The organism is Streptomyces sp. GL_141 (genome assembly GCF_057834385.1).
Genome location: NZ_CM174402.1, coordinates 8,790,348 through 8,802,869 on the forward strand (window position 1 = coordinate 8,790,348; position 12,522 = coordinate 8,802,869).

The 12,522-nt window shown below is 67.9% G+C and carries 9 protein-coding genes; 7 read left to right on the forward strand and 2 right to left on the reverse strand.

From position 1 onward, the window contains the following. The first annotated feature begins 221 nt into the window (after positions 1 to 221). From AC3IX6_RS39095 to AC3IX6_RS39120, 6 genes are all read left to right on the forward strand, one after another. A complete protein-coding gene (locus tag AC3IX6_RS39095) occupies positions 222 to 3,581 on the forward strand; it encodes an ALF repeat-containing protein (protein ID WP_489368051.1) in 3,360 nt (1,119 codons plus the stop codon). Between the two features lie 760 nt (positions 3,582 to 4,341). Then, complete coding sequence (locus tag AC3IX6_RS39100; protein WP_489368052.1) at positions 4,342 to 6,006, forward strand: DNA/RNA non-specific endonuclease; 1,665 nt, start codon at positions 4,342 to 4,344, stop codon at positions 6,004 to 6,006. A gap of 38 nt (positions 6,007 to 6,044) precedes the next feature. After that, positions 6,045 to 7,085 carry a hypothetical protein gene (locus AC3IX6_RS39105; protein ID WP_489368053.1) on the forward strand — a complete coding sequence of 347 codons (1,041 nt, stop codon included), beginning with the start codon at positions 6,045 to 6,047 and terminating at the stop codon, positions 7,083 to 7,085. 89 nt (positions 7,086 to 7,174) lie between these two features. After that, a complete protein-coding gene (locus tag AC3IX6_RS39110; protein ID WP_489368054.1) occupies positions 7,175 to 7,312 on the forward strand; it encodes a hypothetical protein in 138 nt (45 codons plus the stop codon). Continuing rightward, positions 7,309 to 7,500: a hypothetical protein gene (locus AC3IX6_RS39115; RefSeq protein ID WP_489368055.1), complete on the forward strand. Its 192-nt coding sequence runs from the start codon at positions 7,309 to 7,311 to the stop codon at positions 7,498 to 7,500. Before AC3IX6_RS39110 ends, AC3IX6_RS39115 begins: the two co-directional genes overlap by 4 nt. 977 nt (positions 7,501 to 8,477) lie before the next feature. Beyond that, the gene (locus AC3IX6_RS39120) at positions 8,478 to 9,035 is read left to right on the forward strand and encodes a hypothetical protein (RefSeq protein ID WP_489368056.1); all 558 of its coding nucleotides are present in this window, start codon (positions 8,478 to 8,480) and stop codon (positions 9,033 to 9,035) included. On the opposite strand, the gene AC3IX6_RS39125 is transcribed toward AC3IX6_RS39120, so the two are convergent. Beyond that, a complete protein-coding gene (locus AC3IX6_RS39125; RefSeq protein WP_489368057.1) occupies positions 8,992 to 9,783 on the reverse strand; it encodes an IS5 family transposase in 792 nt (263 codons plus the stop codon). The two genes, AC3IX6_RS39120 and AC3IX6_RS39125, sit on opposite strands and share 44 nt — an antisense overlap. A gap of 409 nt (positions 9,784 to 10,192) precedes the next feature. Here AC3IX6_RS39125 and AC3IX6_RS39130 point away from each other — a divergent pair, with 409 nt between their 5' ends. Next, positions 10,193 to 10,672 carry a ricin-type beta-trefoil lectin domain protein gene (locus AC3IX6_RS39130; protein WP_489368058.1) on the forward strand — a complete coding sequence of 160 codons (480 nt, stop codon included), beginning with the start codon at positions 10,193 to 10,195 and terminating at the stop codon, positions 10,670 to 10,672. A 298-nt stretch (positions 10,673 to 10,970) separates the two neighbouring features. Here AC3IX6_RS39130 and AC3IX6_RS39135 read toward each other — a convergent pair whose 3' ends face one another. Next, positions 10,971 to 11,906, reverse strand: a complete 936-nt coding sequence (locus AC3IX6_RS39135; protein ID WP_489368059.1) for a nitrilase-related carbon-nitrogen hydrolase — start codon at positions 11,904 to 11,906, stop codon at positions 10,971 to 10,973. Positions 11,907 to 12,522 lie beyond the last annotated feature (616 nt).

The window sequence follows — 12,522 nt, forward strand, 5'->3', positions numbered from 1 at the left end:
GGCCGAGAGGCGGATCAGATCCCTGAGCGCGCCACTCGTTCCGCGTAATTTCCGCTGCTTTCCTTGCCCGGCGGTGCTGTGCCCACCCGTCGGTGGAGCCTGTGCGCCGTAAACCTGGGCTCGTTCCACAGGCACCCGAGGCGCCCCCGTGGCACTGGTCCTGACGGCTTGTAGTCCGCCTCATCAACTTTCTCCATCAGACGGCCCCTTGAGGAACCCCAATGCAGATGACCTTCATGAGCAGACGCCGCCTTCTCGGGGTGCTGGCCGCCGCCGGCATTGCCGCCGCCGCGCCGATTCCCCTCTTGGCGCCGGCCCGTGCGGCCGGAGGTGACAGTCCCAATCCGCTGCCCGACACCGACCGAGCCAAGGCCCTGACTGCCTGGCTTTCCGGAGGGAGGGGGACCCGCGCCCTGGCTGCCCAGGCCCTGTCCGGTACGGACGCCGAGGTGAGCACATTCCTGACAGAGCAGCTAGCCAAGGTGGCGGCGGAGGACAATCGGGTCGCGGTCTTCGCGTGCATGGCCAACGCGGGCAAGGGCATGGCCCGCGAGGGGGCAGCGGCCATAGTCGGCGGTGACGCGGCTGTCGCGACGTTCCTGCAGAGCGGCTTTAAGCCGGCGGTGACCGAAGACCTGCGGGTGGCCACTGCCGCGGTCATTCACGTCGGCGGCCGGGCTGTGAAGCGCGAAGGCACGGCCGCTCTGGACGCGGCCACCGACCGCGCCCTGGAGCGCTTCATCGTCGAGGGCCGGTGGAAGGCCGATGACGAGGACATGCGGGTCGAGAGCGCGAAGATCATGTTCGGAGCGGGGCCGGAGGTGAGCAAGTACGCCGACCGTGCTCTGAAGGGCACGGACGCGGACCTGGCCTGGTTCCTGGAGGTCGGGCAGCACATCGCCCGTGCCCGCGACCAGGAGAAGGCCACCATCAAGGAACTCGTCGCGGTCGTCGAACGCGAGGGCAAGCGCGCCCAGGCGAGTACCGACCTTGCGGTCGAGGCCTCCCAGCGAGCCCAGACCGCCGCCGTACGGGCCAAGGAAGCGGCCCAGAAGGCCGCAGCGGAAGCCGAGGCGGCCAAGAATGACGTGGCGCAGTCCGGCGCTGCGGCTCGCAAGGCCGCCTCAGCCGCCCGCGGAGCGGCCGACGCGGCCCACATCGCCATCCGCGCCTCCAGCACGGCAGTGGAGGCGTCCCGTCGCGCCGCCCGAGCGGCCACGGGCGCGTCCCAGGCTGCGGCAGTGGCCGGGTTCGCCGCCTCCACCGCCTACAACGCGGCGATCGCCGCGTCCAAGGACGCCTCCAAGGCCCAGGCCGCGAAGGACGCCGCGGTCGCCGCACGTGATGCCGCGGCCAAGGCCCGTAGCGCGGCCAAGGCCGCCGACCAAGCCGCAACCGCCTCCAGCGACGCGGCGGCGGCAGGAGGCTCCGCAGCTGGTGCCGCACGCGAAGCCGCCACCGCGGCCAAGGCCTCCGCCCAGGCGGCCACGTCCGCGGGCATCGCCCAGTCGGAAGCAGCCGAAGCGCAGCGTCAGGCATCCATCGCCAACACGGCGTCCAACCAGGCCACCAACGCGGCCTCCACGGCCCAGTCCCTGGCCAACGTATCCGCGACTGCGGCCAAGGCGGCGCGTGACGCGGCGAACTCCGCAGCAGATCATGCCGAGAAGGCGGCCGCTGCGGCCGAGGAGGCCGTCAAGTACGCCGGACAGGCCATCGACTACGCGAACAAGTCGACCGTGCACGCCGCCGAGGCCGTAAAGGCTGCAGACACAGCCACCAAGACGGTCGCCGACGCCATGAAGGTAGCCGCCGACGCACGAGCGGCGGAGTGGGCGTCGCTGGAGGAAGACCGCAAGCAGGCCATGGAGGAGGCCAAGGAGCTGGCCTCCTTCGACACCGCCCAGCGTGCTGCCGCGCTGAACAAGCGTACCCAGGCCGAGCAGACCAGCCAGGCCACCAAGGATCTGATCAACAAGGCCGAACAAGCATTGAACGCGCAGGACTTCGAACTCGCGGTGCCCCTGGGGCGCAAGGCGGCGGTCGCCCTGCTGAACTCCAAGGGGACCTGGACTCGGCAAGCGGCTCAGTTTGCGCTCGCGGGCACGGACTACGACGTCCTGTCCTGGATCGACCTCGACCGCGCCCTTGCCCAGTCGCAGGACGACCGCGAGACCATCCTGTACATCGCTCAGATCTCCGCTCCGGCAGTCGCTGACGGCGCGGTCCAGGCGCTGGCGAGCGGAAGCGACAAGGCCGAAGGAGACTTCAGCACCGGGGGAATGATCCAGCGCAGGTCTGAGGAGAACCGGGTCCTCATCTTCAAAATCCTGGACGACGAACCAGGCGCCGCGGTGGAGAAGGCCGCGGACAATGCCCTGAGGATCAACACTCCAGTAGCCCTGCAGAAGTTCTTCGACGAGGACCTCGGACCCGCCATCGAGGAAGACGCCCAGGTCAAGATCGCATCACTCATCAACACGGGCGGCCCCTACACGAAGGCCTTCGGCGAAGTGGCCCTCGCCGGTCCGGTCTGGATGAAACTGCAGTTCGTCGAGATTTTGTGCTTCAAGACCGCACAGCTCGACTTTGACTCCGCCAGCCACGAGGCCGCCATCCAGGCCGCGATCTCCGCAGCAGCCAAGATCGCCCAGGAGGCGCAGCGCGACGCCGCCCACGCTTCCAAGGCTGCGGCCGACGCACGCAACGCGGCTGCCGACGCCCAGAAGTGGGCGGACAAGGCCATCAAGGCCCAGGAACAGGCCTTCCAGTACGCCACAGAGGCCAACAACAACGCCGACGCCGCCGAGAAATCAGCCAACCAGGCGCAGGCGCAGGCAGACAAGGCCAAAGCCGCGGCGAACGTCGCCCAGGGAGCGGCCCGGGTCGCCAACTACTCGGCGAACAAGGCCATCGACTCCGCCCGCAGTGCCCTGACCTCGGCACGCTCGGCACAGGATTCGGCCGCCGCCGCACACCGATCGGCGCTGGATGCCGGGAAGAGCGCAAGCGAGGCAGCCGCAGCAGCTTCCCAGGCCCGTAACATCGCTGTGGCCAAGCGAAAGGAAGAGCTGCTCGCGGAGGCCCGCAAGGCCGCGGAAGAGGCACATAAGAACAAGGACGCCCAGCGCAACCCCGCCGACATCCCGCAGCACGACAAGGTCAATCCCAACGGGACGGGTGCCGACGAGGACTGGTGGTCGGACGCTGGCTGGTGGGCCGACGCCGCCGAGGTCACCGCCGGACTTGCGGCCATCGGCGCGGCCGTCCTCTCTGTAGCCAGTCTCTTCCCCACCCCGGCAACCCCGTTCCTCAGGATTGCGTCCACCGCAATGAGTGCCATCTCCATCGTCTCCTCGGGACTCAGCGGGGTCTTCAATGGCGTCGAGTACGGCTGGGAGAGCAAGGAGTTCGCCAGCTCTGTCAGCCGCTTTGCTCTCAGCCTGGGGTCGCGTGGGCGGGGCGGATTCGCCAGCCTGCGCCTGCCGGTCAAGACAGGCAAGACACTTGCGCCTGTTGCCAAGACCACCGGCGACGTCGGTTCCAAAATCATGAGGGAGTTCTACAGCCTCGTCGCCTGATCCGCGCACAGTCGCCGCCACCAGCTGCACCACATGTACGCAAGCGTGACAACGCCGGAGGCAGCCCTGGTTGCATCCGGGGTCGCGCCGCCTCGGGACCACACCGACGCAGGTTCGCGCCCGGTGTGTTTCTTCGGCAGTCGCTGGCCCATGACACACCCCTGCCCCGCTTTCGGGAGCGCTTGAACGCCCCGACCTGTGCACACGACTGGGCGCGGGCGGAAGGGTGGATTCGTGAGGCAGCCGGCCTTTCAGGCCGGGCCGGGCAAGCGGAAGACGCAGGGGACGTGGCCGCGCACGGTGACCTCCCCTCCCGGCTACCGCCACGGGAGTAGTGCCCCAACCGGCGCCGGACTGCGGTGCTTGACGCCTGCCTGGTTGCTGAGCCCGTTGGCGCGCTGACCTCAACGCGCCAACGGGCGGACCTCAGGGCGTCACATGTGGTGTTCCCCCCACCCATCTACCAAGACAGAAGAGAGATCTGACGAGCATGCACAAGACACGTCCCCGAAGCGCAATCCGAATACGTGCCCGGTCGACCGTACTCGCCGTACTGATGGCCGTGACGCTGGGACTCACCACGACGGGTACCGCCACGGCACAGCCCGCCGCGGAAAAGTCCAGGCAGACGGGGAGCACGGGCCGGGCCGGTGCTTCAACCTCCGCCGTTATCGGTGTCCTCCCGAAGAAGTCCAGGGAGCACTGCGAGGCCACGAAGGCAGGTTCGAAAGAACGCCGGAGGGGAGCGGTCGAGGCATGCGTGAGCATCAGCCCCTCCACGACCAAGCTTGCTTCCGCGAACCGGCTAGCCTCCGCACAGCCGCTCGCCAGCGCCAGCTGCGACATCAGCAGTCCCGGGAACTACGCCTACGAGCGCTTCACGTACTGCGTCACCGGGCTGAACGTCCTCTACATCCTGCGCGACGGCAACGGCGTGGAGATCGGGCGAGGCACCCTGGACGTCTCCACCAGCGCCTCACTGCCTGCCAGCGGCACGACGTGGACCGAGCAGGTCACCGTGACGATGACCTCTGCGAAGGGCGACGTCACCAACCTCACCACTAAGTTCCGCGCCGCCTGCGGAACCGGTTGCAAGGCGACGAAGGACATGCCTTGGTTCGGCAATAACCTGACCGTAGGGAAGTCCTCCACCGGAACCGTCACATACTCCTCGACCCCCGCTCCGGGCGCCAAGGCGGTGTTCGGCACTTCGTACCGGATGTACGTGGCCATGCCGGGCGCCACGATCACCGACCCGAACGCTTCGTGGACCAACCCTCGCGACATCCGTTGCGACGACGCGGGCGGCGGTACCTCGACCGCAGGCTGTGCCATCCCTTCCGTAATGCCCGTCGTGGCGATGAAGGCGACGAGCTCGGACCCGGGCGGCGCCATCGCTGCCTACGGCTGGGCGCAGAAGAACCTCAATGGCGGCTGGGGGAAGAAGGGCAGTCCTCTGACCCGGTCGACGAGCGGCATGGCTGGCCGCACCGCCACCACGTGTAGCGGCTTCACGGCCCAGACGGATCTCGTCGAATCCGACTCCTGCAGTGACTTTCCCTTCGGCGAGGCGAAAGAGGGCGGTGTCGCCGGCGACCGGTGCGTCAATGTGATCCCGAACCTCGGCAACGGTGAATGGGACACCTATATCCTCAACGACGGCCATGTCCTGGACCGGGCCTCACCTTGTGTGCAGGCTCATGTCACGCCCACCGAGAAGCAGTTCGCCGACACCCAGCTTGCCGACGGCTTCAAGGATCAGCGGGTGATCGACGCCGACAAGTTCGAGCTGACGGTCTCGACACCGGACACCGGACCGAAGGCCAGCTGCCTGAACGATCCTCCGCCAGCGGGTGCGCTCCCCAACCGCGACGGCTGGTTCAAGAACACCACTGAGCCGGTGCCTCTCATCAATCAGACCGACCCGTCCGGCGGGCCCGGAAAGCGGCCGACCCAGGCGCAGGCGTGCCTGGGTCGGAATCTCGGCGGGGGGACAGGAACCAGCGACCCCATCACCGGATGGAAGGACGCAGAGGAGTTCAAGAAGGCGAGCAACGTCACCAACGGGCTGGCCCGATGTCATCTCATCGCGAAGATCCTCGGCGGACAAGGCACGAGTGATCTCACTCGATACAACCTCGTCCCCTGCTGGCAGTCCGGGATGAACACGGGCACGCCCAGCATGCGGACGTTCGAGACCATGGCGCAGGACCTGATCAAGGGCCCCATCGCCGCTTTCGGAGTCAACGACGCGATCTTTTACGAAGTGACGCCCGTCTACAAGGACGCGAACAGCAGCATCCCCTTGGGCGTCACGATGCACGCAACCATCCAACGGGCGAACGGGACAACCGAGGAACTGTTCCCCAACGTCTACGTCACCAACACCTTGCAGAACACTGGGACGCTCAACCTCGGCAACTGATCCCCCGAAAGCACCAGTGCGCGCCAGAAGGAGCAGGCATGAGTTTCACCACCCCATCGCGGCCGTTCGATGTCACCGCACTCTTCCCTCAACTGACCCAACTGGCGCGCACAGCGACCCGACTGCACCCGCGCCCCGGGTCACCGACCGTGCACGACAGCCACGTCGGCGGGCCGCTCCTGTGGCCCGCCGACGAACCATGGCCCCACTGCCACGAGCCACACGACAGGCACGCCTCGCCGGTCGTCCACTCCCCAGGCGACGTCCGGGTCCTGCGCCGCGACCTTGCTGCAGCAAACGAACGGCTGAGCCTCGACCCCGAGGCACCCGAGTCCACCCCTGAGGAGCTGGAGAACTGGGAGCGGATCAAGGTCGGCCGCCCGTGGTCCGACAGCCCGGTACCCCTTCTCCCGGTCTCCCAGCTCTACGCCCGTGACATCCCCTTCCCGCGCCCGGCCGACGCGGATCTCCTCCAGGTCCTGTGGTGCCCCTTCGACCACGCGATGGCACACCCCAAGACCACGCTCTTCTGGCGTTCCTCCGCCACCGTCACCGATGTCCTCGGCGCAGCGCCCGAGCCTGCGCTCATCCAGTCGGCGCACTACCTGCCGGAGCCGTGTCTGCTCTCACCAGAGCAGGTCACCGACTACCCCCATCCCAGGGAGCTGGACGAAGAGGTAAGGGGCCAGCTGGACGACAGGACCCGATGGGAGGTGATCGACCGCGCAGAGTACAGCGCATATGCATATGACTCGGGTGAGCTCTACCTGAACAACCTCTCGACCGCACCTGGCTGGAAGACGGGCGGCTGGACCCGCTGGGACCCCACCGACCCCGTCGACCGCTCATGCCCCGAGTGCGGCACCGAGGCGGTCCCCCTCCTCACCATCGCCTCCTCGGAATGGGACTCAGGCAGCAAGACCTGGATCGCTGAGGAAAAACCGGCGTCCCCGCCCCCGCTTCCCCAGGGCACCTTGGACGGCAACTTCACCAAGATCGACATTGCTGGCGGCTACAACCTTCAACTGCACGCTTGTCCAGCAACCCCGAACCATCCCCACATCGAGCTCATCCAGTGAGACAGCCCTGAGGGCTTGCAGAGAAGCACACGCCGACTCGAAACGTGGTGACGTCGGTCAAGGCAAGGAACCTGGCTGTCGAGGACCGAATGCTTTTGGCCGTCCGTGGCTGCTCGGGCCTGGCGTACGCGACGGCTTGGACGAACGTGAAGAGCACCTACCAGCTCACCGCCATGGAGGCGGAGAAGATGAAGCTGACCGAGATGCTGGAGACGTGCCCCCCATGACCACCAACCAGCAGGGAGACACCCCGCACCCCAGCAGCCGCGATGGCGCCGTTGCGCTGACCGTGCACGTGAAGGCAGGACCGGGCGGGGTGATGACAAAGGAACTCGGCGACGTCACCCTCACCACCGAGCCCGGCCCCGACGACACCGTCCAGGTCCGGATCCAGTACACGGGCGCGGAGGAGTAGTCCTGCACCCTCACCGGCAGCCCGGCCCCGCTCCCACCCGGCGGCCTCGCCGCGTTCCACGAACGCGTCGTCGAGGCCGTCAGGGCCGGCGGCGCGGCCGAAGTCCCCGACACCATTTCGTGAATACCGCCCTGCCCGGCGGCCGTGCTGCGGGAAGTTGCCACCGGTGGTGCCTCTCGCACACTCGCTGCCAGGGGTCGGCATAGCGGACCACAGGGACGGCCTGTCGGGTGCGTCGGGCCGTGCAGAGCCGGCAGCCGAACGCCACCGGTTTCACCGTTGTGCCTGCGACGCGCCACAGTGCCCCGGGGCCTCTGACAGCTGCTTGTCGCTGAACTGCTGGTCTCCTTGCCGCCACGACGGCAGGGCCTGACCAAGGGTTTCCTCGTCGCCCCTGCACAGTCTTGCCAGCATGCTTCGGCCGGCCTGATTGAGCAGGACTTCAGTGTCTTTGCGTGGTCTCCCGTCATGGTGCCGGGGCTGGTGGTTGCTCCACTGCCAGTGACCCAGCAGTTCAGCGGGGCTCTGTCCGTAGCGGGCGGCGATCCGTGTAAGGAAGGAGAAGGTCGTTTCTCTGCCGAGGGGGGCGACGTGGAAGACCCCGGGAGTCATACCTTCAGGCTCCCAAGAAGAAGTGCTGCGTGGTGGCCTTTCGCCCTCGCCATGGAGGCAGGGACCCTTCTGCTGCCTCATCGCGGGAAGGACGTCGCTGCGGCTGGTAGTTGGGCGTGCCACCGGCGACCTTCGGGATTTGCGGGTTGGTGTGGGTGAAGGTTCAAGATTCACTTGGCAGTGGTGGTGTTGGTTGTCAGTGGGTGCCTGGACAGTAGTTGAAGAGGAGTGCGGCCCGTCTTGTCAGCGCTAAGTAGGTGTTGTCGTACCGAACCTGAGATCGGCGTTTTCGCTGGTCAGGCATAGGTTCGGTGCTCCCGTGGGAGGGGTGGCCTGTCGTGTCATCGTTTCTGGGGAGACCGTGGATGCCGTCGGTCGTGGGGTTGCTCGAGCAGCGTGAGCTGGGTGCTCGTCGTCGTGTGGACGAGCTGCGGGAGGAGGCCGACCGCGTCCAGGCCGAGCTGGCCGTGGCCGAGCGGGAATGGAAGGAGTGGGTCATCGCCCGCTCGCGGGTCGGCGAGGTGCTGGGTCCGGTGGCCGAGACCGCAGATCACGCACGGACCGAACGGGCGATGCCGGCGCAGGGGCAGGGGCAGGGGCAGGGGCAGGAGGCATCGTCGGCGTCGATGGCAGCGAAGCCGAAGGCGCAGGTGCCGGTGTGGCGCGAGGGGCTGGACGCGTCCGTGCTGTCGATGGACTACCAGCGCATCCTGCGGGCTCTCGCGGACCGGCATCGCCTTCATCAAGGGCCGCTGACCTGCCAGGAGATGGCCGTCCTCTTCGGCCTGGACGCGGTGCCGTCGAAGGTGGAGGCGTTGCGGTCGAAGGCGAAGCGGCTGGTCGCGCGGGGCTGGCTGGCCGAGCCGGCGCCGGGCCGGTTCACGCTCGCGCGGGGTGTGAGCGGGTCAGGCGGCAGGTCATGATCATGGTCATCGACCAGTAGATCATCGCCTCGGCGCTGGTGGTGCGGCGTTCGAAGTCGCGGACCAGGCGGCGGCTTCGCATCAGGTGGGCGAAGAGCCGCTCGACGATCCACCGCTTGGGCAGGACCACGAAGCCGCGCGTGTCGTCGCTGCGTCTGACGATCGCCAGGACCAGGGCGAGCGTGGCCAGGCAGTGCTCGACGAGGCTGCCGGTGTAGCCGCCGTCGGCCCAGACGAGTTCCAGCCGGTGGTGGGCGTCGGCCACCTGGGCGAGCAGCGCCTTCGCGGCGGCGCGGTCACCGGTGTCCGAGGCGGTGACCATGACGCCCAGTAGCAGGCCGAGGGTGTCGACCACGACGTGCCGCTTGCGTCCGTTGATCAGCTTGCCGCCGTCGAAGCCGCGGCTGTCGGCTCCGACCACGACGTCCGCCTTGACGGACTGCGAGTCGATCACGCCGGCCGTCGGCTCCACATCCCGGCCCTCCTTCTGGCGGACCCGGTCGCGCAGCCGGTCGTGGAACTCCCCGACCAGCAGGTGGTCGCGCCAGCGGCGGAAGAAGGCGTAGACCCGGTCCCACGGCGGAAAGTCGGCCGGCATCGCCCGCCACTTGATCCCGTTGTCCACGAGATAGCGGACCGCGTCCAACATGGCCCGGTGGCAGTACGCCTCCGGCTGCCCGCCCCGGCCCCGCATCCAGCCCGGCACCGGCAGGAGCGGCCGGACCACGGCCCACTCCGCGTCTGTCATGTCCGAGGGATACCTCCGAACACGTTCCGGGTGATCGGCCGCATTCCCGAACCGGTGAGCGGCACAATAACACGACGGAGCAGCCGAGTTGAACTCCACCGGCGTGAGGACGTACAACTGCGGCAACAGGGTCTCCTGGATCTCGGTTGGCTTCGCAACCCCGAGCTACCAAGAGGCCCTGCCTTCATGCCCACGGTCAGCCGCGATCACCCGATCGAGACTCCTGTTCGACGCCCACCCCTCAAGATCGGAACGACAACAGCTACTAAGGGATGAAGATGCCGCGTAGAAACCGTTGGCCAAGTCTTGGGTGCTGCTACCAATTACCTTGCGTTCGGAACAGAGCTGGGAACCCATCTCGCGGTCGGGCGTGAATCCCATTTCTTCAGCACGAACGGATTTCGCCCTCATGACTGTCGCCCTTCGCAAGACGCTCGCTCTCACGACGCTGGCGCTGACCGCTTCCCTCCTGCCTGCCACGGGGGCGCAGGCCGCGGCAACCGCCGCTCCGGCCCTGCGTGCTCCCGGGCTTTACTGTCTGGCGAATGCCTGGAGCACCCCGAACGTCTCCACGAAGCCGTGCGACCCGAAGGACCAGGGCCAGCACTGGACCGTCTCGGGCCACCAGATCTCCCTGACCGACGCGCCGGCCTACTGCCTCGCCAACACCTGGAACGCCGCGGACGTCTCGGTGAAGCCGTGCAACCCGAAGGACCAGGGGCAGTACTGGAAGGTCTCGGACCAGCAGATCGCCCTCAGCTACGCGCCGGCCTATTGCTTCGCCAACACGTGGAGCACCCCGAACGTTTCGACCAAGGTGTGCGATGTGAAGGACGCGGGCCAGCGCTGGGTGATCTTCAAGAACCAGATCAGCCTCGCCGCCGCCTGACCCCTTACCGAATGAGGGACGTTCCCGGCCGGTACTCGTAAGCCGACTGCATTGACGGTCCCGGCTGTCAGAGGTCTCAAGGAGTTCTGACAGCCGGGACTGTAGTCGCCACGCCTGCCGGGTGTTCCGGCCGCGTGCAGCGCCGAGTGCCCGCGGTCCGTGGACGTCGGCGCCCCACCGGGCCGTGGACGCCCGCACCCGGGCCCGCTCCGGCTTTCGGGACGCCTTCCCGCTGTGTGTGGGATCGGGCCGATGTCCGCGCACCATCTTGTTCTCCGGTGCCGGCAAGAAGCGGTCCTCAGTGGGTGGGGCGTAGGGCGGGGTTGAAGGTGAGGCGGTTGTCGGTGGGGTGGTGGCCTTCGGGGCTGAAGGGGGGTACTTCTGCGGGGAGGCAGTCGGCGATGAGTAGGCAGTCGTGGTGGCGGTCTTCAGCGGTGGCGGCTACCAGGGGTTCGCCGTCTGGTCCCCAGATGCCGGAGTTGCCCTGGTACTGCCAGGCGCCGGCGGGGACCTGTTCCCAGCCGCGGCGGTTGGCGTAGGCGATGAACAGGCGCCAGATGCTGGCCATGGCGGGGATGATGTGGCGGGTGGCGTCCTGGTAGGGGACCTGGCTCATGGTGCCGTCGGCCAGGCGGAAGTGGCCGTCCGCGGCGGTGGGGCCGAGGACGATCGTGGCGCCCTGTCCGGCGAGGTACTGGTAGAGGGGCGGGAACTCGCACTCGTAGCAGTTCAGCACGCCCACCCCGATGCCGTTGATGGTCACGACGGGCGGCAGGTCCTGGCCGAAGGAGTAGTTGCGCCGCTCGGCGGCCCCGTACAGGTGGGTCTTGCGGTAGTTCGCCGCCACCAGCCCGTCGGAAGCGATCACGCTGATCGAGTCGTAGAACGCGTCCCCGTCACGCTCGGGGTAGGGCAGGACCACGGCCAGGCCGTGCTCCTTGGCCACCAGCCGCGCCCGCTCGACCGAAGGCCCTTCGCGGTGCTCGGCCAGCTCCCGGCACTCCTCGGGGCCGATCGCGTAACCGGTGGTGTACTTCTCCGGGAACACCACCGTCTGGCAGTCGTAGTCCCCTGCCAGAGCGGCCACCTCGGCCAGACGCTCCAGGTTCTGCTCCACCGCCTCCCGGCTGCCGACCGGACCCTCTCCTTGGTACAGGGCCACCCGCAGCCCTTCACCGAAGGCCGGCGCAGCACGCCGGGCAGAGCGGAACACGACACGAACAGGCTGCGACATCGACAACGGGATCCTTCCGCGAATGCCGGTCCGGGCGACCGCCACCGCAGCCAGAACGATTCAGTACACCACCGGACACCACAACAGGGCCGTAAGAGGCAACACCCCTACCTGATCAGCGACGGACACCAGCCGCCTCGGCGATGCCGATGGTGTCGGCGGCCGCCGCCCGCTCCCGCTCCACCACCCCCGGCCGCCGCATCCGGCCCGGCAGGCGTGGCCCAGCCAAGCCGGCGGTGCCCGCTCCGTTCCCAGATCCGGGAACGATGCCACCCCGGATGTTCCATCGTTCCTATATAGGGGAATCGCGCAGGTCAGTCAGAGGGAGGGATGGACGCGGACGGCAGCGTCGGGCCGCGTACGGGACGCTCGCGGGGCTGGTCTTGTCGCTGATGGCCGGCGCTGTGGCCCCTGAACAGCCTGTGGCCCTGGACCGCACCCCGGCGCCGCCCACTCCCGGCTGCGTACCGGGCCCTTTGCGTTCGGCGGGAGCGAAGGCGGACCAGGAGCGCTCGATGCGGTTGTTGAAGGCGATCGACGAAGCCGCCGCCGACGGGGGAGCCGGGGGAGCTGTCGGAGTTCGAGCGGATCTGTGCATTCTCGTTCATGTTGTGCC